The organism is Mesorhizobium sp. WSM4814, assembly GCF_055811595.1.
In genome coordinates, this window is the sequence record NZ_JBVVQT010000002.1 from 394,539 (window position 1) to 416,612 (window position 22,074).

16 protein-coding genes are annotated in these 22,074 nt (G+C 62.8%); 8 read left to right on the forward strand and 8 right to left on the reverse strand.

Annotation, left to right across the window (positions count from 1 at the left end; translation table 11 throughout):
• Nucleotides 1-289 precede the first annotated feature (289 nt).
• Together AC0L2V_RS05205 and AC0L2V_RS05210 are read right to left on the reverse strand one after the other, a co-directional pair.
• Nucleotides 290-1,093, reverse strand: coding sequence for a DsbA family protein (locus AC0L2V_RS05205; protein ID WP_473507583.1), 804 nt, complete (start codon nt 1,091-1,093; stop codon nt 290-292).
• A 118-nt stretch (nt 1,094-1,211) separates the two neighbouring features.
• Nucleotides 1,212-2,606 carry a M48 family metalloprotease gene (locus tag AC0L2V_RS05210; protein ID WP_473495172.1) on the reverse strand — a complete coding sequence of 465 codons (1,395 nt, stop codon included), beginning with the start codon at nt 2,604-2,606 and terminating at the stop codon, nt 1,212-1,214.
• Between the two features lie 207 nt (nt 2,607-2,813).
• Between AC0L2V_RS05210 and AC0L2V_RS05215 the strand changes: the two genes are divergently transcribed.
• Both AC0L2V_RS05215 and AC0L2V_RS05220 read left to right on the forward strand, forming a co-directional pair.
• Nucleotides 2,814-3,962, forward strand: coding sequence for a pyridoxal phosphate-dependent aminotransferase (locus AC0L2V_RS05215; RefSeq protein ID WP_473519608.1), 1,149 nt, complete (start codon nt 2,814-2,816; stop codon nt 3,960-3,962).
• Between the two features lie 4 nt (nt 3,963-3,966).
• Nucleotides 3,967-4,896, forward strand: a complete 930-nt coding sequence (locus tag AC0L2V_RS05220; RefSeq protein WP_473519609.1) for a glutaminase — start codon at nt 3,967-3,969, stop codon at nt 4,894-4,896.
• A gap of 95 nt (nt 4,897-4,991) precedes the next feature.
• Here AC0L2V_RS05220 and AC0L2V_RS05225 read toward each other — a convergent pair whose 3' ends face one another.
• The gene (locus tag AC0L2V_RS05225; protein ID WP_473507586.1) at nt 4,992-8,039 is read right to left on the reverse strand and encodes an Rne/Rng family ribonuclease; all 3,048 of its coding nucleotides are present in this window, start codon (nt 8,037-8,039) and stop codon (nt 4,992-4,994) included.
• Nucleotides 8,040-8,727: 688 nt separating this feature from the next.
• Here AC0L2V_RS05225 and AC0L2V_RS05230 point away from each other — a divergent pair.
• From AC0L2V_RS05230 to AC0L2V_RS05255, 6 genes are all read left to right on the forward strand, one after another.
• A complete protein-coding gene (locus AC0L2V_RS05230; RefSeq protein ID WP_473507587.1) occupies nt 8,728-10,053 on the forward strand; it encodes an N-acetylmuramoyl-L-alanine amidase in 1,326 nt (441 codons plus the stop codon).
• Between the two features lie 212 nt (nt 10,054-10,265).
• The gene (locus AC0L2V_RS05235) at nt 10,266-12,722 is read left to right on the forward strand and encodes a penicillin-binding protein 1A (protein ID WP_473507588.1); all 2,457 of its coding nucleotides are present in this window, start codon (nt 10,266-10,268) and stop codon (nt 12,720-12,722) included.
• A gap of 141 nt (nt 12,723-12,863) precedes the next feature.
• A protein-coding gene (prfB, locus tag AC0L2V_RS05240) for a peptide chain release factor 2 (RefSeq protein WP_473507589.1) occupies nt 12,864-13,995 on the forward strand; the annotation gives its coding sequence in 2 pieces (ribosomal slippage) (nt 12,864-12,929 and nt 12,931-13,995; 1,131 coding nt in all).
• Between the two features lie 444 nt (nt 13,996-14,439).
• Nucleotides 14,440-14,826 carry a hypothetical protein gene (locus tag AC0L2V_RS05245; protein WP_023798148.1) on the forward strand — a complete coding sequence of 129 codons (387 nt, stop codon included), beginning with the start codon at nt 14,440-14,442 and terminating at the stop codon, nt 14,824-14,826.
• Nucleotides 14,827-15,046: 220 nt separating this feature from the next.
• Nucleotides 15,047-15,415 carry a GFA family protein gene (locus tag AC0L2V_RS05250; protein ID WP_473519610.1) on the forward strand — a complete coding sequence of 123 codons (369 nt, stop codon included), beginning with the start codon at nt 15,047-15,049 and terminating at the stop codon, nt 15,413-15,415.
• Nucleotides 15,416-15,615: 200 nt separating this feature from the next.
• On the forward strand, nt 15,616-16,266 hold the full coding sequence (locus tag AC0L2V_RS05255) for a YiaD family glycine zipper/OmpA-like lipoprotein (protein ID WP_031254560.1): 651 nt from the start codon (nt 15,616-15,618) through the stop codon (nt 16,264-16,266).
• A 107-nt stretch (nt 16,267-16,373) separates the two neighbouring features.
• Here the strand turns inward: AC0L2V_RS05255 and AC0L2V_RS05260 are convergent, their stop codons facing one another.
• The 5 genes from AC0L2V_RS05260 to AC0L2V_RS05280 form a co-directional block, all read right to left on the reverse strand.
• Nucleotides 16,374-18,017 carry a DEAD/DEAH box helicase gene (locus tag AC0L2V_RS05260; protein ID WP_473507590.1) on the reverse strand — a complete coding sequence of 548 codons (1,644 nt, stop codon included), beginning with the start codon at nt 18,015-18,017 and terminating at the stop codon, nt 16,374-16,376.
• 190 nt (nt 18,018-18,207) lie between these two features.
• Complete coding sequence (locus tag AC0L2V_RS05265; RefSeq protein WP_023798144.1) at nt 18,208-18,981, reverse strand: NAD kinase; 774 nt, start codon at nt 18,979-18,981, stop codon at nt 18,208-18,210.
• Nucleotides 18,982-19,464: 483 nt separating this feature from the next.
• Nucleotides 19,465-20,226, reverse strand: coding sequence for an MBL fold metallo-hydrolase (locus tag AC0L2V_RS05270; RefSeq protein WP_473519611.1), 762 nt, complete (start codon nt 20,224-20,226; stop codon nt 19,465-19,467).
• 3 nt (nt 20,227-20,229) lie between these two features.
• Nucleotides 20,230-21,294 carry an ABC transporter ATP-binding protein gene (locus tag AC0L2V_RS05275; protein ID WP_473519612.1) on the reverse strand — a complete coding sequence of 355 codons (1,065 nt, stop codon included), beginning with the start codon at nt 21,292-21,294 and terminating at the stop codon, nt 20,230-20,232.
• Nucleotides 21,291-22,073 carry an ABC transporter permease gene (locus AC0L2V_RS05280; protein WP_473519613.1) on the reverse strand — a complete coding sequence of 261 codons (783 nt, stop codon included), beginning with the start codon at nt 22,071-22,073 and terminating at the stop codon, nt 21,291-21,293. Before AC0L2V_RS05280 ends, AC0L2V_RS05275 begins: the two co-directional genes overlap by 4 nt.
• Between the last annotated feature and the right edge of the window lies 1 nt (nt 22,074).

Sequence of the window (22,074 nt, forward strand, 5' to 3'; positions counted from 1 at the left end):
GTGTGGTTTCGAATCCGAAATTCGCAATACCTTAGAGCAGCGCTTTGAACGAATTTCGGCTTCAAAGCCACACTGGCAATTTATACATTTCTGATGTGGTGGATTTAAAGTTCCTGAACACTGACGCCACCAAAGCAGCAGGAACTTCAAATCCACCACATCAGCGCCGGCATCAGTCGGCGCACTGGGCCTCTATAATGGGCTTAGACGCCTGCGAAAAGAGCGCAAGTGGGTTCTTTCGCTGTCCACAACAGGCGGAAAATGGCATGCGCAGAAAGCCAGCCGCCGATCAGAGTGCGGCCTTGGCCGCTTCGATCTTCTTCGCCAGCACGTCCTGGCCGAGCGCACCGAACACCACCTCGTTGCCGACCACATAGGAGGGCGTTCCGGTGATGGCCAGCTTGTTGGCAAGATCATAGGTCTTGGAGAGGGCCTCGGCGATCGACGGATCCTTCATCTTCTCGCGCAGCGTCGCTTCGTCGGCGCCGAGCGAAAGCGCTACCTTGATGGCCGCCGCTTCGGTGGCGCGTCCCTGGGCGCCGAGCAACGCGTTGTGGAACTCGCCGTATTTCTCCGGCATCATCAGGTGGAAGGCCATCGAGACGACGCTTGCCTTCTGCGAATCCGGGCCGAGGATCGGGAACTCCTTGAGCACGAAGCGCAGATCCGGATCGGCTGTCGTCAGCGTCTGCATGTCCTCCATGGCGCGTTTGCAGTAGCCGCAATTGTAGTCGTAGAATTCGACGATGGTGACCTTGCCGTTCGGATTGCCGACGACGCCGTCGAAGGCCGAGTTGAAGATCTGGTCCTTGGCATCCTTGATGACGTCGAGACTGGCGACGCGCTGCGCCTCCTTCTGCTTGGCCTCGAGCGCCTCCTGAGCTTCCAGCAGCACTTCCGGGTTCTTCAGCAGATAGTCGCGGATGATGCCTTCGACTTCAGCCCGGTCGATCTTGGTGTCGGCGGAGGCTGCCTGGGCGATCTGCGCGGCATCGGCCTTTGCCGTCTGCGGACTTCCGGTCACGAACCCGAAACCCAGCATGGCGAGAGCGACCGCCACGCCCGTGGTGCCCAGCAGAATTGCCTTCTTCATCATCCTGATCCTCTTGCCTGGTTTCCGGCCGGGTTGTCCGACCCGATTGGCCCGACTACCCGATTGGTTCGACTACCCGATTGGTCCAACTACTTGTCGCCGCGCACGGCCGGAAGGTTCACTTTTTCTTGCCTGATGGTGCGTAGTTTATGATGTCCTGCGCGCGGATCCAGCCCGGCTCGCCACGCTTCATTTTCATCTGCGCGCGCATTGCGAAGATCTTGGCATCCTTGTAGGCGCCAGAATAGAAATGGCCTTCGGCGGTCGCAAGGTCGGCGGCCGGAATGTTGCCAAGCTCGCCATAGGCCTGCGCAAGATGGCGGTAACCGACGGCGTTTTCTCGGTCGCGCGCGAGACCCTTGTTGATCTGCACCACCGCTTTCTCCAGGGAATCGGGCGTGCCGACTGCCATCAGCGCCTGGCCGTAGGAAACCGGCAGCAGCCCGGATCGCGCTGGGTCGAGGCTGACCGCCTTGGCATAGGCTTCCGCGGCAGCCTTCGGTTTGTTCGCCTTCATCAGGATGTCGCCGCGCAATTCCTGGAAATAGGGGTTCTTCGGCTGTGCCTTGATCAGCGCGTTGGTCTTGGCAAGCGCCCCGGCCAGATTGCCGAAAAGGAAGCTCGTCTGCGCGTCGCCATATTGCGAGGCGAGGCTTCCCGGCATCTTGCGCATCAGCCGCGATGCGGCGGCCTGACCTCCCATATAGGCAGCGATCTTGATGCGCATCATGTCGTGCCGCTGCTGCAGCGCCGGCGGATCGACCTTTTCGACGTAGGGGCTTTTTTTGACCAGGACTTCGAGGTTGGCAATGCGTTCGCGCGGCAGCGGATGGCTGATCCGGTAGGGGTCGACCTGCGCCCCCGACAGCGAAAGTGCGCTCTGAAAGCGGCCGAAGGTCTTCAGCATGCCCAGGCCGGACTGGCCGGTGGCATTGAGATAGGTTATCGCCGAGCGGTCGGCGGTCATCTCTTCGGTGCGCTGATAAGCGAGGATGCTGCGCTGCGCCATCTCGCCGCCGCCAGCTGCAACCCCCATGCCGGCGCCGGCCAGGCCCCGGCTTTTGCTGGTGGCGCCGGCAACCATGGCACCGGCGCCAAGCAGCGTCGCGATGATGGCCATCGTCTTGGCGCGTTCGAGCTGGTTGCGCAATTTTTGCTGGTGGCCACCGGCGATATGGCCGGCTTCATGGGCGATGACGCCAATGATCTCGTTGGGCGTCTCCGCCGACATCAGGGCGCCGGTGTTGATGAACAGGCGGGACCCGGCAACGAAGGCGTTGAAACTCTGGTCGTTGACCAGCACGATGTCGACGCCGTCTTCCGGCAGGCCCGCGGCCCTGAAGATCGGCCGCGCATAGGCGCGCACCAGCGCCTCGATCTCGGCATCGCGCACCACCGGCACATTTTGCGCAAAAGCGCTGACGGTGCCGGTCACAGCGACCGTCGCGGCAAGCGAAAGCGTCGCGAAGGCGCGTGCTGCCCTGGCTATCGTCGATTTGGGTCGGCTCAACATGGCAGGTCCACTGGTAGACGAGCGGGTGAAGGATGAAAAGTCGGCACTGAAACTTTACTGAACTTGTGAACCTCACATCAATCGGGCATTTGTGCGGCGCGGGACGCCAAAGCTCGGCGCCGGCAGCCGGCAAGCGCCGGCCGATGGGCGATCTCAAAGGGCTGACCCAAAGGGCGGACCCAAGGGCGAACAAGGAAATGAGGTCAAATGGTTGTATCGCTTTCGCGTCGCGGCCACGTCGAGCCGTTCCACGCCATGGACGTTCTGGCGGAAGCGAATCGGCTGAAGGCCACGGGCGTGCCGGTCGTTTCCATGGCCGTTGGCCAGCCGTCCGATCCGGCGCCGGCCGGAGTCAGGCAAGCGGCGACGAACGCATTGAAGATGGGGCGCATCGGCTACACCGACGCATTGGGTCTTGCGGGCCTGCGCGAGGCTATCGCGCAGCATTATGCCGACCACTACGGGCTGGCCGTTTCACCCGGCCGGATCGCCGTCACCACCGGATCGTCGGCCGCCTTCAACCTGGCATTTCTGGCGATGTTCGATCCAGGCGACCGTGTCGCCATCGCCGCACCCGGTTATCCGGCCTATCGCAACATCATGGCCGCGCTCGGCATCGAGATCGTCGAGATCGAGCTCGACGGTGATGCCTATCTCCACGCCGAGCATCTGAAGGCTGCGCATCGCGAAAAGACGCTGAAGGGCGTGTTGTTTGCCAGCCCGGCCAATCCGACCGGGGCGATTATCCCCGCCGACGAGCTGTCGGCGCTGGTGACGACGGCACAAGAGCTCGGCATCGCCGTGATCTCCGACGAGATCTACCATCGGCTGGCTTACGCTGCGCCGGACAGCACAGCACTTGCCTGCGGCCCTGACGTGACGGTGATCAATTCCTTCTCGAAATACTACTGCATGACCGGTTGGCGCATCGGCTGGATGGTGCTGCCGGAACCCTTGGTGCGGCCGGTCGAGCGCATCGCCCAGAGTCTCTACATCTCACCGCCCGAACTGTCCCAGATCGCCGCGATCGAGGCGTTCAAGGCAACCGCGGAATTGGAGGCTGTGAAGGCGCGCTACGCGGGCAATCGCGAGCTTTTGATGCAACGCCTGCCCGAACTCGGCTTTACCCTGGCGGCACCGATGGACGGGGCGTTCTACGCCTTCTGCGATGTCACCAGGCACACCAACGACAGCATGGCCTTCGCGCGCAAGATGCTGGCCGAGGCGCATGTGGCGGCGACGCCCGGCCGCGATTTCGATCCGCTTCAAGGCCATCGAGCCATGCGCTTTTCCTACGCCGGCAGCCACGACGAGATGGTCGAGGCGATGATGCGCATCGAGCGCTGGCTGAGATAGCGTGATGCCGGACCTCGAGCAGGCTTTGACCGAGATTGCCGCCGAAATGGCCGAGCGCACCGATCGCGGCAACGTCGCGACCTACATTCCGCAGCTCGGCAAGGTCGATCCGAAAAAGTTCGGCATTGCCGCGGTGACCAATGACGGTCGCGTGCTGATGGCGGGCGACGCCGATGAGCCGTTTTCGATCCAGAGCATTTCGAAGGTGTTCACGCTGACACTGGCGCTTGGCAATGTCGGCGACGCGTTGTGGCAGCGTGTCGGGCGCGAGCCTTCGGGCAACCCGTTCAACTCGATCGTCCAGCTCGAGCACGAGAACGGCATTCCGCGCAATCCGTTCATCAATGCCGGCGCCATCGTCATTTCCGACATTCTGCTCGCCGGCCACCAGCCGCGCGAGGCGATCGGCGAGATCCTGCGCTTCATCCAGTTCCTGGCCGACGACGAGACCATCATCATCGACCGCGAGGTCGCGGCTTCGGAACGAGCCACCGGTTTTCGCAATTTGGCGCTCGCCAACTACATGAAATCCTTCGGCAATCTCAGCCACGCGCCGGATCTGGCGCTGGGCGTCTATTTCCACCATTGCGCCATCGCGATGAGCTGCCGGCAACTTGCCCTGGCCGGCCGCTTCCTCGCCAGTGGCGGCAAGAACCCGGCGACTGGCCATTCCGTGGTGTCGGCCGAGCGCGCGCGCCGCATCGGCGCGATGATGCTGACCTGCGGCCACTATGACGGCTCAGGCGATTTCGCCTTCCGCGTCGGCATCCCGGGCAAGAGCGGCGTCGGCGGCGGCATTTTAGCAATCGTGCCGGGCGTGGCCTCGCTCGCCGTCTGGTCGCCCGGCCTCAACGCCAACGGCAATTCCAGGCTGGGGTCGATTGCGCTGGAAAGGCTGGCGAAGATGATGAACTGGTCGGTTTTCGCGCCATAGAGATTGGCCGGCTTCAGACAAGAATAATCCCGCGCTGTCGATGGGACAGCGCGGGATTTTTTTGTTCAAAAGATCAGGATAACCTACCGAAAAGCTTAGAAAAAGCCTTTCCGCTGCCACCAGCCGGCACGCTTCGGCTTCTCCTCGGTCTTTTCCTCTTCGGCAACAGTCGAGGACACGATCGGCTCAACCGGAGCATCGACCGGTACGGGCTTGCGTCGCGATGGGCGGACCTTCGGTTTCTCGTCGACGGCGGCCACGGCTGTTTCCTCTGAAACAGCTGCGGGAGCCTCGGCAGAAATTTCCGGCTTCGCTACCGGCGTCTCGGCAACGACGTCCGCCGCGGCCTTCTTCGGCTTGGCAGCGCGGCGCGGCTTCTTCGGCTTTTCGGCGCTTGGCATGTCGTCATTGGCTGGAGCAAGGTCGACAGGCTCTTCGACCGGCGTGGCTTCGACCGGCGTTGCTGCTGCCGGTTCGCCGGAGACGGCCTCCAAGACCTCGGGACGGTCAGCCGACTCGGCAGTGCCTGCATCGACCTCGCCTTCGCCGTCTTCACGGCGATTGCGCTTGCCGCCGCGCTTGCCGCGCCGACGCTTCTTGCCCAGACCTTCGTCAGGCTCCAGACCTTCATCAGGCTCCCGACCTTCAGGCTCTTGCCCGTCATCCGACGCTTCCACCGCCTCGGTGACGCCGACCTGGTCCTCGTGGTCTGCTTCGGCGCCTTCATCGCTTGCGGCCTCGGAGACGCCATCGGCAGTGGCCGAGATGGACGCACCTTCCACGGGGGCGCCATGCTCGCGGTCGCGATCCTTGCCGCCGCGCCGTCTGCGGCGCTTGCGGCGCTTGCGGTCGCGGCCTTCGCCATCCTCGCTGGGCCTTGGCTGCTGCGGCTGCTGCGCCTGGCGCGGTTGCTCCGCCGGTGCAACGACCTCGTCTTCCTCCTCCTCGATGACGATTTCGTCGGCGGGCTCTTCCGGCTCGACATAGGCGGGCAAGGTCCGCACCTCGACGAAGCCTTCAGGCTTTTCGGCCAGCGCGCCGCGGAAGATCGCATAGTGCTGGGCGCCGACCGTATCGTCGGCCTCGACGGTGATGGTCAGGCCGAAGCGGTTTTCGAGCTCCACCAGCGTGCCGCGCTTGTGGTTGAGCACATAGAGCGCGGTCGCCGCCGGCGTCCGCACCGTGATGTGGCTGCGCGAATCCTTGAGCAGGAATTCCTCGATCGCCCGCACCACCATCAGCGCGACGGACGAATCGGACCGCACATGGCCGGTGCCGCCGCAATGCGGGCAAGGCTTCATCGTCGATTCCAGCACGCTGGCACGGATGCGCTGGCGCGACATCTCCATCAGGCCGAAATGCGAGATGCGGCCGACCTGGATGCGGGCGCGATCGTTCTTGAGGTGATCCTTCAGCCGCTTCTCGACGGAGCGGTTGTTGCGGTTCTCCTCCATGTCGATGAAGTCGATGACGATCAGGCCGGCGAGATCGCGCAGCCTCAGCTGCCGTGCGACCTCCTCGGCCGCTTCCAGATTGGTGTGAAGCGCTGTGTCCTCGATCGAGTGCTCCTTGGTGGAGCGGCCCGAATTGACGTCGATGGCGACCAGCGCTTCGGTCTGGTTGATGATGATGTAGCCGCCGCTCTTCAGCGTCACCTGCGGCTGCAGCATGCGGTCGAGCTGCGCCTCGATGCCGTTGCGCACGAAGATCGGCGTCGTGTCGCGGAACGGCTGCACGACCTTGGCGTGGCTCGGCATCAGCATGCGCATGAAATCCTTGGCCTCGCGATAGCCCTCTTCGCCGGAGACCAGGATCTCGTCGATGTCCTTGTTGTAGAGGTCGCGCACCGAGCGCTTGATCAGGCTGCCTTCCTCGTAGACGAGGGCAGGGGCCGTCGACTGCAGCGTCAGGTTGCGGACGTTTTCCCAAAGCCGCATCAGATATTCGTAGTCGCGCTTGATCTCGGCCTTGGTGCGGCTTTCGCCGGCCGTGCGCAGGATGACGCCCATGCCCTGCGGCACTTCGAGATCGGCGACGACCTCCTTCAGCCGCTTGCGGTCCTGCGCGTTGGTGATCTTGCGCGAGATGCCGCCGCCGCGCGCCGTGTTCGGCATCAGCACCGAATAGCGGCCGGCAAGCGACAGGTAGGTGGTGAGCGCCGCGCCCTTGTTGCCGCGCTCTTCCTTGACGACCTGCACCAGAAGGATCTGCCGGCGCTTGATCACTTCCTGGATCTTGTACTGGCGGCGCACCGGCTTGCGGCGGTTGCGCGCTTCTTCCAGCGCATCCTCGGCGCCGACCGATTCGACCTCATGGTCATCCGAATGCGATGACTGCACTTCTTCCAGCATGCCGCGATCATTGTCGGTGGAGGTGGCTTCGCCGGCCGCATCAGCCTGCGGCACGGCTTCGGAAATCACATCCGATTCGATGCTGGCGGCGATGGAATTCGGACCGCCTTCGGAAGGCCCAGTCTCGTCACCGCCAGTTTCGTCACGGCCATGGCCAGTCTCGTCACGGCTCGTCTCATCAGGACTTGCCTCGCTATGACTGGCGACATCCTCGCCATGTTCCGAAGCAGCGGACGGCGTGTCGACTTTTTCTGAGGCATCGACGTTCTGCGCGACCGCATCCTCGCCGTGTTCGCCGCCCTCATTGGAGCCGCTGTCATTGGACCCGCTGTCATTGGACCCGCTGTCATTGGAATCGCCAGAAGCGTCCGAATCGGCCGCACCTGCATCACGCTTGTGTTCGCCTCGGTCGCGGCTCTTGCCGCCGCGGCGGCGTCCGCGCCGGCCGCGATCGCGGTTCTGGCGATCGTCGCCATCACCGTCCTCATCGTCCTCGTCTTCAGCCTCCTGCGCTTCCGCGCGCAGCAGCGCCTGACGGTCGGCGACCGGAATCTGGTAGTAGTCGGGATGAATTTCACTGAAGGCGAGGAAACCGTGACGGTTGCCGCCATATTCGACAAAGGCTGCCTGAAGCGAGGGTTCGACGCGGGTTACGCGGGCGAGGTAGATATTTCCTTTGAGCTGCTTCTTGTCCTGGGATTCAAAGTCGAATTCTTCAATACGGTTACCGCGAACGACGACAACTCGTGTTTCCTCCGGGTGGGAGGCGTCTATCAGCATTTTGTTGGGCATTATTTCGTTTCCCCCCGGCAGCCGTCAGCCGCAGCTTGCGAGGCAAAGCCCGCCGCTGTGAGTGTGGATGAACATGGGTGCCGGGCAATTGAATGTCCGCCGGCCGCTGCCTGAGCGCCATGGCGGTGCCGCCCGCAGCCATAATGGCGCGGTTTGCTGCGGACCTTTCCATGATTGCGCTTGAAGCCATCGTAACCAGCAGAACCTTTTTGAACCAAAGCCCGGGAAAACCGGACCAGCTTGTTTGCTCGTACAGAGCCGGCGCGGGACAATCCCGGCCGTTTTCCTCACGCAGGCGCTTCCCCCGCCACGGGCTTACACCTGCGAAATTCGTCGCGATCACCTGTTGCCTTTTTCGCCTGACGCGAAAGGAGCCGTCGTTCATCTCACCTGTAGCAGGAAGCTGCGGAGAAGGACGGTTCCAGGATTGCAGTGATCCACCATCGCTTTTATGATTTGGCGGGTTGGAAGGCAACCCCGATTTCCGATGCCGGCAAAATGCAGTTCCGCAACGGAAGCACGGCTTTAAGCGTTGCGTGAAAAGGCTTGGTTAACCTTCTCTGGTTACCAACCGTTAATCGAGTTCGCGGCCTGACCAGCGTTTCGACAAGACGACGACACTCCGACAAGCAAGATTGGCCGACAACAGGATCGGGCGCCTCACGCCAAACCGGAGCGACTGGAAGAGATGGCACTGGCAGTCTTCACGCACATGAGTGGTCGCGCCGGAGGCATTTTTTTCTACGCCGCCTACTTCCGCGCTGCCCACTTGCGAGGTGCCCGCTTCCGCGCTGCCCACTTCTTCCGCGCTGCTTGTCTGCTGTTGCTGGTTGTCGTTTGCCTGGCTCTTTCGCCAGTTTCCTTTGCCGCCGACGTGCCGCTGGCAGTGACGAGCTACAAAATGGCCGGTGACGCCACCAAGATGCGCATCGTCATGAATTTCGATCGTGAGCCCGACGTCAAATGGTTCCTGCTGCGCGGCCCCCACCGTCTGGTCGTCGACCTGCCAAGCACGAGATTCGCCATCAATGCCAAGGACGTGAAGGCGCGCGGCCTGGTCAGGAGCGTGCGCTACGGCGATCTCGGCGAGGGCGTGTCGCGGCTGATTCTCACCGGCAAGGGTCCGTTCGCCGTCGACAGGTTCGACGTGCTCAAGAACGATGACGGCAACGGCTACCGCATCGCCATCGACATGTCGGCGGCGTCCGTGCGGGAGTTCGACGCCGCTCTTGCCAATCAGGCGTTGACCACCGGCTCGACGGTCTCCTCCGACAAGGGCGGCAGGGTCGGCACCGGCCCTGTCTCCAATCCAGGCCATCGCTTCACCGTCGTCATCGATCCAGGCCATGGCGGCATCGACGGCGGCGCCGAGGGCATGAACGGCACCGTCGAGAAGAACGTCACGCTCGCTTTCGCCACCGAATTGCGGGACAAACTCGCCGCAGTCGGCAAATACGACGTGTTCATGACGCGCGAGACGGACCAATTCCTGCGGCTGGACGACCGCGTGCGCATTGCCCGCCAGCACGAGGCCGATCTGCTCATTTCGATCCACGCCGACACGATCAGGGTCAAGGGCCTCCGCGGCGCGACCGTCTACACCGTCTCCGACAAGGCTTCCGATCCCGAAGCGCAGGCGCTCGCCGACCGTGAAAACCTTTCCGACCAATTCGCCGGCATGGAAATCAAGGACGACAACAAGGAAGTAACCGACATCCTGATCGACCTGATTCGCCGCGAGACGCACAGTTTCTCGATGAGTTTCGCCCAAACGCTGGTCGGCCAGCTTTCCACCAGCGTCGGCCTCATCAACAATCCCCAGCGTTCGGCCAGCTTCAAGGTGTTGAAGGCGCCGGATGTCCCCTCCGTGCTGGTCGAACTCGGCTATCTGTCGAACGCCAAGGACGAGGCGCAACTGCTCAGCGCCGATTGGCGCAGCAAGGCGGCCCAGAGCATAACCAATGCCATCGCCCTGTTCGCTTCAGCCAAGGCCGGAGCCGGAACCGGAGGCTGAGATGCCAGTCCTCGCCACAACCAGAGGCAGCGTTGCACGACGACAACACTTTGCACTTATATTTTCGCCATTCGAAGCCGAAATTCCAGGCTGCCGCATTTTGCCCACATGGTGGCGACATGGATTTTCGATTACCGGTCGGGATCGTCTCGAAAGCTTGCGCGAAAGGCGGCTTCGTTTAGGCAATTCCCGAACCAAGGACTGGAGCGGGCATGATTCGTCTTATTGGCTATTTCTTCGGCATCGGCACCGCGCTGGCCCTTTTGGTCGCGGCCGGAGTGGCGATCTATATCAGCCATTTGTCGAAGGATTTGCCCGATTACGAGGTCCTGGCCAAGTATGAACCGCCGGTGACGACCCGCATCCATGCGTCCGACGGTGCGCTGATGGCCGAATATGCGCGCGAGCGGCGCCTGTATTTGCCGATCCAGGCGGTGCCGGATCGTGTCAAGGCGGCCTTCCTGTCTGCCGAGGACAAGAACTTCTACAATCACCCCGGCATCGATATGACCGGCCTTGGCCGCGCAGTCATGGTCAATCTGCAGAATGCTGGCTCGGGCAAGCGCCAGGTCGGCGCCTCGACGATCACCCAGCAGGTGGCGAAAAACTTCCTGTTGTCCTCGGACCAGACCTACGAGCGCAAGATCAAGGAGATGATCCTCGCCTTCCGCATCGAGCAGGCCTATTCGAAGGACCGCATCCTCGAGCTCTACCTTAACGAGATTTTCTTCGGGCTCGGCGCTTATGGCGTCGCCGGCGCAGCGCTCACCTATTTCGACAAGGCGGTGAATGAACTCACCGTGGCGGAGACGGCCTATCTGGCGGCTTTGCCAAAGGGCCCCTCCAACTATCACCCCTTCAAATATGCCGACCGCGCCATCGAGCGCCGCAACTGGGTGATCGACCAGATGGTCGGCAACGGCTACGTCACGCAAGAGGAAGGCGCCAAGGCCAAGGCCGAGCCGCTCGGCGTCAAGCCACGCCGCTCCGGCACCTATCTGTTCGCCGGCGAATATTTCACCGAGGAGGTGCGTCGCCAGATCAGCGCGCGCTACGGCGAGAATGCGCTCTACGAGGGCGGCCTGTCCGTCCGTACGACGCTCGATCCCAAGATGCAGCTCATCGCCCGCAAAGCCATGCAGAACGGCCTGATGAAGTTCGATACGCTGCGCGGCTATCGTGGGCCGGTGAAGACCATCGACCCGTCCGGCGACTGGGGCGTGCCTTTGAGCGAAGTCAAGGGACTGGACGACGTGCCCGAATGGTCGCTCGCTGTCGTGCTCGACAGCTCGGAGAGCGGTCTGTCGATCGGCCTTCGGCCGACCCGGCAGATCTCGGGCGAACTTGTCAAGGATCGCGTCGAAGGCACCGTCAGCCGCGAGGATATGAGCTTCGCCATGCGTCATGTGGTCGGCGGCAAGACCGTCAAGGCCAAATCGCCGGCGGACGTGCTGAAGCCTGGCGACGTCATCTTCGTGCAGAAGAAAGAAGACACGGATGGGGCCTATATCTTGCGCCAGGCCCCCGAAGTGGAGGGCGGCCTGATCGCCATGGATCCGCATACCGGGCGCGTTCTGGCCATGGTCGGCGGGTTCTCCTATTCGCTATCCGAATTCAACCGTACCACGCAGGCCATGCGCCAGCCGGGTTCGTCGTTCAAGCCGATCGTCTATGCGGCCGCTCTCGACAATGGCTATACGCCGGCTTCGGTGATCATGGATGGCCCGATCACCATCAAGAGCGGCAACACGACCTGGACGCCGAAAAACTACGATGGAAGGACTGCGGGCCCGGCGACCTTGCGGTCCGGTATCGAGAGGTCGCGCAATCTGATGACGGTGCGCCTGGCCAACGACATGGGCATGAAACTGGTCGCCGAATATGCCGAGCGCTTCGGCGTCTATGACCGACTGGCGCCGTATCTGCCGATGGCGCTGGGGTCGGGCGAGACGACCGTGATGCGCATGGTATCGGCCTATTCGATCATGGCCAACGGCGGCAAGTCGATCAAGCCGACGCTGATCGACCGGATCCAGGACCGCTACGGCAAGACGGTCTACAGGCAGGACGAACGCGGCTGCAAAAATTGCAATGCGGCTGAATGGCAGAACCAGCCTGAGCCGGAACTGGTCGACAATTCCGAGCAGGTGCTCGATCCGATGACCGCCTATCAGATCACTTCGATGATGGAGGGCGTCGTCGAGCGCGGTACCGGCGCTACCGTTGCCGAACTCGGCCGCCACATCGCCGGCAAGACTGGAACGACAAACGACGAGAAGGATACCTGGTTCATCGGCTATACGCCCAACCTCGTTGTCGGCCTTTATATGGGCTATGATCAGCCCAAAGGTCTTGGCAAGGGCGCGACCGGCGGCGGCCTTGCTGCGCCGATCTTCAAGGACTTCATGCGCGTGGCGCTGGACGGCACGCCCAATGTCGATTTCCAGGTTCCCGAAGGCATGAAACTGATCGCCATCAATCGCAAAACCGGCATGCGGGCCAACCCGGACGACGCCGGCGCCTTTATCGAAGCCTTCAAGCCGGGCACCGGCCCCGCCGACAGCTATTGGGTGATCGGCATGGGTGAGGACGGCTCCAACGCCTCCGGCGGCGCGCTGTCGCCACAGGCCAACCAGGCCATCCAGTCCGGCGGCGGCGGGCTCTACTGACATAGGATAGGGTATTTGGGCCGGTTTTCGAGCCGGCCCATTTCGCTTTACAGGCGGCGGTGCCGTCCCTATGTATCGCGCCAACCCAAGCTCTGCTCAAGCGACAGGGCACCATTTCAGCACAGGACAGAACGGCCAGCCATGCGCGCGGAAACGCAGAATATTGTCGACGAAATCAGGCAGGCGATAACCCTGCTGAGGAGGCATCTTTGACTGGGATCAAGCCATAAAGCGGCTTGAATACCTGAATGTGCGTGCCGAGGATTCGAGCCTCTGGAACGAACCGCTGGAGGCGCAGAAGCTGATGCGTGAGCGCCAGGGCCTCGAGGAAGGCATCGCCGCAGTCAAAGGCCTCACCCAGGCGCTGGAAGACAATATCGGCTTGATCGAGCTTGGCGAGGAAGAGGGCGATGAGGGTGTCGTCGCCGAGGCGGAAGCGGCGATCCGCTCGATGCGCGGCGAAGCAAAGGCCCGCCAGATCGAGACGCTGCTTTCGGGCGAGGCCGACGCCAACGACAGCTATCTCGAAATCCATGCCGGCGCCGGCGGCACCGAAAGCCAGGACTGGGCCTCGATGCTCCTGCGCATGTACACGCGTTGGGCCGAGCGGCGCCGCTTCAGGGTCGAGGTGCTGGAAGTGCATGACGGCGAAGAGGCCGGCATCAAGTCCGCCACGCTGCTGATCAAGGGCCACAACGCCTATGGTTGGCTGAAGACGGAATCCGGCGTTCACCGTCTGGTGCGTATTTCGCCCTATGACAGCAATGCGCGCCGTCACACCTCCTTCGCCAGCGTCTGGGTCTATCCCGTGATCGACGATACGATCGAGATTGACGTTTCCGAATCGGATGTCCGCATCGACACCTATCGTTCGTCCGGATCGGGCGGCCAGCACGTCAACACGACCGATTCAGCGGTCCGCATCACCCATCTCGCCACCGGCATCGCGGTCGCCTGCCAGGCTGAGCGCTCCCAGCACAAGAACAAGGCGAAGGCCTGGGAGATGCTGCGTTCGCGGCTCTACGAGGAAGAACTGAAGAAGCGCGAGGCGGTGGCCAACGCCACCGAAGCGTCGAAGAGCGATATCGGCTGGGGCCATCAGATCCGATCCTACGTTCTGCAGCCCTATCAGTTGGTGAAGGATCTGCGCACGGGCGTCGAGAGCACAAGCCCGTCGAGCGTGCTGGACGGCGACCTCGACGATTTCATGGAGGCCTCGCTGTCGCAGCGCATCGAGGGCGGCGCCGGCGAAGTGGTGGCCGATATCGACTGAAGCTTCTAAGCCCCAAGCAGCAGGAACATCACGCTAGAGTAACAGGCTCTTCACTGTAATTGAGCGGCTGCTTTATGGCTTTGTTTTTTCATCGAATTTTCGACAATTACTTCTACCTCCGGGTTCATTGTTGCAGGCCTGCCGTCGCCTGGCCCGGAACCACCGCGAGTTCAATCTCGTTATCCGCGCGATCCCACTGCCGGGGTTGATGAAGTCACTCTCGTCAGCCCCGGCAGGCTGGTTCCGGCTGCAGATGTCGGCGCTCGATTGCACAGCAATTTCTTGCGCCAGCAAAGGAATCAGGCCAGCATCCGAACGTTGGGGGAAAAAGCATTTATGGCCGGACGCGGCGTATCTGCGACCTGACGAGCCGGCCACTGGGAAGATACGTTCCAAGAACGGGCAAGCGAAACGCTTGATAACTCGGTGATAGGAATTGCGCCCATGCCTGCTTCCACAACCCGACTGGCCTCTGCCGTCAAGACGGCGCGCCGCCTCCTGAATTCGATCATTGCGGTGGTGGTTCTGACGGCCGCCACCATTGTATTCGCAGCGCCGGCTTTGGCCCACGACGCCACGCCGACTGCAGCGAAGCCGCAAGGCTGGAGTTACCCATTCTCCTGTTGCTCCGGCTATGATTGCCGCGCGGTCTCGCAGACGTCGATCAGCGAGCGTCCGGAGGGCTATGTCATCAAGGGAACAGGCGAGGTCGTGGGCTACAGCGATGCACGGATCAAGAATTCGCCCGACGGCGAATATCACTGGTGTTCGGTCGCCGGCGCCAATGACGGAAAGACCATCTGCCTGTTCGTGCCACCGTCGTCGTTTTGATGCATGTCGCCCAAAGGCTTGCCCCCAAAAGCTTGCGCCAAGCGGGCCATGGCCTGACCCGAGGGTGCGCAGCGGTTTTGGGATACGACATGCATCAAAAAGAGTGAAGCGCGCCACGCGTCCGACGCAGGTAAGCCGAGTCTGCTGACAGACGGTTGTCAACGGCGCCTCTTTATGTTGCCTTACCGCGCTGGCGCGAAGCAATCGCGAGGGAGGCGTCATGACCATAAAGGCAAGCTGCCACTGCAGGGCGACGACGTTCGAGGTTTCGGAAGCGCCGCTAACCGTGACGCAATGCACCTGCTCCTTCTGCTCGAAACGCGGCTCGTTGTGGGCCTATTACGTCCCGTCGCAATTTAAGCTCACCAGCCCGCTCAAGAATGTCTCTTTCTATCAATGGGGCTCGAAAACGGTAAAACATGGTTTCTGCGCCACCTGCGGCTGCGGCACCTCCACCGAAACGCCGGACTGGTCGACCGGCAAGCCGGATTTCGACAATCCGAAAATCAGCGTGAATTCGCGCCTGTTCGACGATTTCGACCTCGATCAGGTCGAGGTCGTCGTCATCGACGGCAAGAATCTCTGGTAGCCGACAGTCTCTGCCAGCCGATCGGAATTGCGCAAATAGCGGCGGTTGAATTGACCGGGAAAAGCCGTGGCCAGCCGCTTTTCCCCTTCCATTTTTCGCCGCATTTCATGTTACAAGCATAAAGCGACGTGCGTCCACTTGGACGCACAAGGGATGCGGCGCGCCACTGGTGGGACCGCGGACTGGAGAGGGACTACCTGATGAAAAAGACTGTGCTCGTCGCAGTGGCGACGGCTGTGCTCGTGAGTGCCTGCACCACCACCGATCCGTATACCGGACAACAGAAAGTTTCCAACACTGCGGCCGGCGCCGGCATCGGCGCGCTGGCGGGTGCGGGACTTGGCCTGCTTGCCGGCGGCAACGATCGCCGCAATGCGCTGATCGGCGCTGGCGTCGGCGCTCTCGCTGGGGGCGCCATCGGCGCCACGATGGACCAGAACGAGGCCGAACTGCGCCGGCAGCTTCAGGGTTCCGGCGTCAGCGTCACCCGCAGCGGCGACCAGATCATCCTCAACATGCCGTCCGACATCACCTTCAACGTCGACCAGGACGCGGTGAAGCCCGGCTTCTATCAAGTGCTGAATTCGGTCGCACTCGTGCTGAACAAGTTCCGCCAGACCACCGTCGACGTGTTCGGCCACACCGACTCGACCGGTGGCGACGAACACAATTTCGACCTGTCGCAGCGCCGCGCGCTGGCGGTCGCCAATTATCTGTCCGGGCAGGGCGTCGATACCCGCCGCTTCGCCGTCACCGGCTTCGGCAAGACGCGTCCGATCGCCTCCAACGCGTCGGCCGCCGGCCGCGCCCAGAACCGCCGCGTCGAGATCCAGCTCTCACCGCTCACCTGAGCAAGACACGCAAGAAGACGGCTTTGCACATGAAAACGGCCCCGCAAGGGGCCGTTTTTGCTGGTCTTTGAGAATTTCTGCTGTGATCAGCCCAATTTCTGCTGTGATCAGCCCTTGGCGACGATGCGCATGAACGCGGGCATGTCGTCACCGAATCCGACGGTCCCATCGTTGTCTTCCTGGCGATGGCGGGCCGGGCGATTGCCGTCGCGCTGCGGCCTGGTGTCGCCACGTTCCGGCGCGCGCTGTTCGTTGCGATGGCGATCGGGCGAAGCCTTGCGATCGGGGGAAGATTGGCGTTCGGGTGAAGCTTGGCGTTCGGGTGAAGTGTGGCGCTCGGTGTTTTCCGAGCGGATCGCTTCCTTGCGCGCGCGCCGCTCACCGGCATCGGCGGCCGCGGGCTCGGCTGCCACCGGCTGTTCCTCGCGCGCCGCATCCGGTGCTGCAGCTTCGCTTTGCTTGGCGTGGCGTTCGCGTGGCCTGCGTTCGCCCCTCTCCTTGCCATCGTCCTTGCGGCCGGCGCGGCGCGGCGCGCCGCGGCCACGGCGGGGAGCATCGTCGTCCCCGCTCTCGCTGGCGACGACTGTCGACAGATCGCCGTCATGCCACTCGATCTTGTTGCCGATCAGCCGTTCGATCGCGTCGATGTATTTGGTGTCGGACTTGGTGGCGATGGTGAAGGATTTGCCCGAGCGGCCGGCGCGGCCGGTGCGGCCGATGCGGTGGACATAGTCCTCGGCGTGGATCGGCACGTCGTAATTGAAGACGTGACTGACATCGGGGATGTCGAGGCCGCGCGCCGCGACGTCCGACGCAACGAGATAGCGCAGCTTGCCGTCACGGAAATTGGCCAGCATCTGCATGCGCGCGCGCTGGTCCATGTCGCCATGCAGCGCGCCGGCGTCGAAATCATGTTTCAGCAGCGAGCGGAAAAGCTCCGAGACCTCGATCTTGCGGTTGCAGAAGATGATGGCGTTCTTCAGCTCCGCATCCTCGGCCTTTATCAGATTGCGCAGCGTCTCGCGCTTGTCCCAGGGTTTCGAGCCGGATTTCACCAACCGCTGGATGATGTTGGTCGCGGCGGACGCGGCCTTCGAGACCTCGACGCGCACCGGCGCGTGCAGGAATTTCTCGGTGAGCTTGGTGATCTCAGGCGGCATCGTCGCCGAGAAGAACAGCGTCTGCCTGGTGAACGGGATCATCTCGCAGATGCGCTCGATGTCGGGGATGAAGCCCATGTCGAGCATGCGGTCGGCCTCATCGATGACCAGGATCTCGACGCCGTTGAGCAGGAGTTTTCCGCGCTCGCGATGATCGAGCAGGCGGCCTGGCGTCGCGATCAGCACGTCGGCGCCGCGCTCCAGCTTCTTGTCCTGCTCGTCGAAGGATACGCCGCCGATCAGCAGCGCGATGTTGAGCTTGTGGTTCTTGCCGTATCTGATGAAGTTCTCTTCAACCTGCGCGGCAAGCTCGCGCGTTGGCTCAAGGATCAGCGTGCGTGGCATGCGCGCGCGCGCCCGGCCTTTTTCGAGGCGGGTCAGCATCGGCAGCACGAACGAGGCCGTCTTGCCGGTGCCGGTCTGGGCGATGCCCAAAATATCCTTGCCGAGCAAGGCGTGCGGAATTGCGCCGGCCTGGATCGGAGTCGGTTCGGTGTAACCGGCGTCGGTGACTGCGGAAAGGACCTTCGGCGACAGGCCGAGGTCTGCGAAGGTCAACACGTCTTGAGCGATCTGGGTGTCTGAGGACAAGTTTGGCTGTCTTTGGCTGGTTCGGGGGCGCAACGCAAGCGGTCGCGGCAAGCGCCGCGCGCCTGCAAGATTGGTATTGCAGGTAGGCGCAAGCCCACGATTTGTCAACACAAACAGGCGGGGGACGGCACGATTGTGAAGTCGTAACCTTAATCGCGATGCTTAATCGATCTGCTGTCGCTGCGCCGGCTCAATAGCGGAACTGTTCGGCGAGAATGCGCTCGTTCCACGAGTGGCTCGGATCGAACAGCAGCGTCGCTGTTACCGTGGGCGATTCCTGCACCGTAACCGAGGTTACGGCCTTCACCTCGGTGTGGTCGGCGGCGGCGTTCACCGGCCGCTTTTCCGCCTCCAGGATGTCGAAGCGAACGGTCGACTTATTGGAGAGCAGCGCGCCGCGCCAGCGGCGCGGGCGGAACGGGCTGACCGGGGTCAGCGCCAGCAGCGGCGCGTCGAGCGGCAGGATCGGTCCATGCGCGGAAAGGTTGTAGGCGGTCGAGCCGGCCGGCGTCGCGACCATCACACCGTCGCAGTTCAATTCCTCCAGCCGCACTTGCCCGTCCACGGTGATACGGATCTTGGCCGTCTGGTAGGACTGGCGCCACAGCGCGACCTCGTTGATCGCCAGCGCCGAGATCGTTTCGCCCTCAGCCGTGACCGCCTGCATCTCCAGCGGACGGATCGTTTCGGCAACGGCCGCGGCGATGCGCCCGGTCAAACCGCTGGCGCGATATTCGTTCATCAGGAAGCCGATGGTGCCACGGTTCATGCCGTAGACCTTTTTTCCCGTGCTCATCGTGTCGCGCAAGGTCTGCAACAGAAAGCCGTCGCCGCCCAGCGCCACGACGATCTCTGCATCCTCGATGGGTGCCTGGCCATAGCGCGCCGAAAGGCTCTCCAGCGCCGCCTTGGCGTCGGCGGTGTCGGACGAGACGAAGGCGAAGCGGCTGGCGGCTTTGTTCATGGCTCCCCAATGGCGAGTGTTGATGGCGACCGGTTGGTGGCGACCGGTTGCTTGGGCCGCGCCAGCGCCGGGTTAGCATGGGCTGGCAGATCTGCAAAGCGAGACATCTGGCGCCGCTTGACACAGCGCTGGCAGGAGCCGCCGGCCTGCTGCTCGCGCATCGTGTCGAGTGACAAGCGAATGTGATGGTTAAGACGGGAATTAAACTCTCGTAAAGCCGGATCGACCATGTTAGCCGGCAGTGGATGGGCGGCGTGGGGCCAGCTAGTCGGACCGATTTATTGCCGGTAACACGCCTGATTGTCATCGTCTTGATGCTGGGAAGTTTTGCGCTTGCCTTTGCCCAACTGGTGCGCCAGTCGGAACAGACGAGTTTGCGACCCCAACCAACGGCCTCACGCTGCGGCGATGCCGCCGGCACGCCGTGCCCGCAAAGGGCGTTGTGAATTCGCCAGGCACTTCTCGCGACCCAGAGGCCGGTGCTTATCGCGCCTGCAGCAGATGGCAGCCGGCCTGCCGCTTCTGTGCGAGATACTCGTCGATAAGCTGGCGGTAGCGCACTTTGCCGAAGCTCGGGAAGTGGCCGCCATGCACGACCGCAACATCAAGCTCGCGCATCCGCAGCAGCGTCTCGACATAGTCGTCGACAGCGGAATGATAGACATCGTCGATCAGCGGGCCGTCATAGACGATGTCGCCGGAAAGCAGGATGCCGGTCTTCCTCTCGTAGAGCGCAATGCCGCCGGGTGAATGGCCCGGCGTGTGGATCACCTCGAAGGCACGGTCGCCGAGATCGACGAAATCGCCTTCTCCAAGCAAACGATCGGCCGGCGCCGGGTGGATCCGGTAGCGCGTGGCATCCCAGCCCTGCGGCATTGCGTCGAACATGGCGTCGGTCGCGTAGCGGTCGGCGACCGTCCATTCATTGCGCGGGTCGGCGAGGATTTCTGCTTCGGCCGCATGCACACAACGGTCCGGAAATTCGTGATGGCAGCCGATATGGTCGAAATGCGTGTGGCTGGCCACGCAAACGAGTTCTCGCTCCGTCACCAGCGGGACGTGGCGCCGCAGGCTGAAATGGCCGAGGCCGGTGTCGAACAGAAGATCGCGATCGCGGCCGCGCACATGCCAGATGTTGCAGCGGAAGAACGGCTTGATCCACGGCTCGTGGATCAGCGTTACCCCATCGCCCATACGGATGGCTTCATACCAATTCGGTGCGTCGATGATCGGAAGCGTGCCCATGGCTCAGCCCGCCAGAAGAATGACATCGCCAGCGTCGCACGAAACCGCAGAGATGTCGCCCGGCTGGACGACCGCAGCAGCGGGAACCCTGGCGATGAAGAGCAGCGCCGGGTCTTTCTCGGAGATAGCCAGCACGCGCTTGAAGCTGCCCTGAAACACCACGTCGCTCACCTTGGCCGTGCCGAGGCTTACCGCGCCGCCGGTTGAGCCGAGGACAAGGTGCTCCGGACGAACGGCGAGGGCGACAGTCGTTCCGGCCGGCAGTGTGCCGGTTAGCGAAAGCGCTCCGATTTGGGTCGCGACAGTGATTGTTCCGTGCTCCGCCGCCGTCACCGTTCCCGATATCAGCGTGCTCTCACCCATGAAGGTTGCGGAAAAGCGCGTCGCCGGCCGCGCATAGACGCGCTCGGGCGGGCCTTCGTCCTCGATGCGCCCGTCATTCATGACCACGCAATGGTCGGCCAGTGCCATCGCCTCTTCCTGGTCGTGGGTGACATGGATGAAGGCGGTGCCGACGCGTTTCTGGATCGCTTTCAACTCATCCTGCATCTGCCGGCGCAATTTTAGGTCGAGCGCGCCGAGCGGTTCGTCGAGCAGCAGCACCGCCGGCTCGACGACAAGCGCGCGGGCCAGTGCGACGCGCTGCCGCTGGCCGCCGGAAAGCTGGTGCGGCTTCTTGTCGAAGGCGGTGGCCAGACCAACCAGCGCCAGCGCCTCGCGCGCCCGCGCGGTCCGTGTCGCGGCATCGACGCCTTGCATGCGCAGGCCGAAGCCGACATTGCTGCCGACGCTCATATGCGGAAACAGCGCATAGTCCTGAAAAACCGTCGTCGTCGGGCGCTTCGCCGGCGGCACCGCGGTGCAGTCCTCGCCGCGGATCAGCACCTTGCCTTGGCTCGGCGTGACGAAGCCGCCGAGAATGGACAAAAGCGTCGTCTTGCCGGAGCCCGACGGGCCGAGCAGGATGGTGTAGCTGCCCGGCTCGATTTGCAGCGACACGTTCCTCAGCACGGTGTGCTGGCCGAAGCGGTGCGAGACAGCACGGACATCGACCAGTGGCGCGGTCATGTCGGCTTCCTCCGCAACAGCATCAGTTCAAAAAACACCACCAGCACGATGGAGACGGCGAAGACCAGCGAGCCGACGGCGTTGGTCTTGGGATTGAGGCCGGAGCGCAGCAGGTTCCAGATCTCGACCGGCAGCGTCGTGTCGAAGCGCGTCAGCAGGAACGAGATCACGAATTCGTCCCAGGAGAAGGTCATCGACAGGAAGAGACCGGCGAAGATCGCCGGCGCCATGACAGGCACCGTGATCAGCAGCAGCACCTTCCATTCGGGCGCGCCGAGGTCGCGCGCGGCACGCTCGATGTTGATCTGGTGGTCGCCCATCTGGCTGTAGATGATGGCAAAGCACAGCGGCAGGTTGATCACCACATGGCCGATGCCGGCAGCAAGCAGCGATTTCGGTATGCCGGCCCAGTTGAACAGCACCAGCAGCCCCATGCCGATGATGAGATAGCTCACGGTCAGCGGCAGCGTGATCAGCCCGCGCAGCAGGGCCGAGCCCGGCAGCACGAAACGCGCAAAACCCCAGGCTGAGAGGAAACCGAGCGTGACGGCGGCAGCCGAGGAGAGGGCAGCGACCAGAAGCGAATTGACCAGCGCCGAGGTCAGCCGCGTGTCGGCGAGCACGGCGTCGTACCAGCGCAGCGACGGCCCGGTGAAGGGCGGGATCGGAAACGACGTCGCCTGCAGCGAAAACAGCACCAGAACGACCACCGGCAGGAAGATGAAGCCATAGATGGCGACGGCGTAGAGCCAGGAGACGATGCGGACAAGCGCGCGCACG

What these genes read in the sequence shown, in the direction of transcription:
- AC0L2V_RS05205 (WP_473507583.1), bottom strand. Translation starts at nt 1,093, where the DNA reads ATGAAGAAGGCAATTCTGCTGGGCACCACGGGCGTGGCGGTCGCTCTC.
- AC0L2V_RS05210 (WP_473495172.1), bottom strand. Translation starts at nt 2,606, where the DNA reads ATGTTGAGCCGACCCAAATCGACGATAGCCAGGGCAGCACGCGCCTTC.
- AC0L2V_RS05215 (WP_473519608.1), top strand. Translation starts at nt 2,814, where the DNA reads ATGGTTGTATCGCTTTCGCGTCGCGGCCACGTCGAGCCGTTCCACGCC.
- AC0L2V_RS05220 (WP_473519609.1), top strand. Translation starts at nt 3,967, where the DNA reads ATGCCGGACCTCGAGCAGGCTTTGACCGAGATTGCCGCCGAAATGGCC.
- AC0L2V_RS05225 (WP_473507586.1), bottom strand. Translation starts at nt 8,039, where the DNA reads ATGCCCAACAAAATGCTGATAGACGCCTCCCACCCGGAGGAAACACGA.
- AC0L2V_RS05230 (WP_473507587.1), top strand. Translation starts at nt 8,728, where the DNA reads ATGGCACTGGCAGTCTTCACGCACATGAGTGGTCGCGCCGGAGGCATT.
- AC0L2V_RS05235 (WP_473507588.1), top strand. Translation starts at nt 10,266, where the DNA reads ATGATTCGTCTTATTGGCTATTTCTTCGGCATCGGCACCGCGCTGGCC.
- AC0L2V_RS05245 (WP_023798148.1), top strand. Translation starts at nt 14,440, where the DNA reads ATGCCTGCTTCCACAACCCGACTGGCCTCTGCCGTCAAGACGGCGCGC.
- AC0L2V_RS05250 (WP_473519610.1), top strand. Translation starts at nt 15,047, where the DNA reads ATGACCATAAAGGCAAGCTGCCACTGCAGGGCGACGACGTTCGAGGTT.
- AC0L2V_RS05255 (WP_031254560.1), top strand. Translation starts at nt 15,616, where the DNA reads ATGAAAAAGACTGTGCTCGTCGCAGTGGCGACGGCTGTGCTCGTGAGT.
- AC0L2V_RS05265 (WP_023798144.1), bottom strand. Translation starts at nt 18,981, where the DNA reads ATGAACAAAGCCGCCAGCCGCTTCGCCTTCGTCTCGTCCGACACCGCC.
- AC0L2V_RS05270 (WP_473519611.1), bottom strand. Translation starts at nt 20,226, where the DNA reads ATGGGCACGCTTCCGATCATCGACGCACCGAATTGGTATGAAGCCATC.
- AC0L2V_RS05275 (WP_473519612.1), bottom strand. Translation starts at nt 21,294, where the DNA reads ATGACCGCGCCACTGGTCGATGTCCGTGCTGTCTCGCACCGCTTCGGC.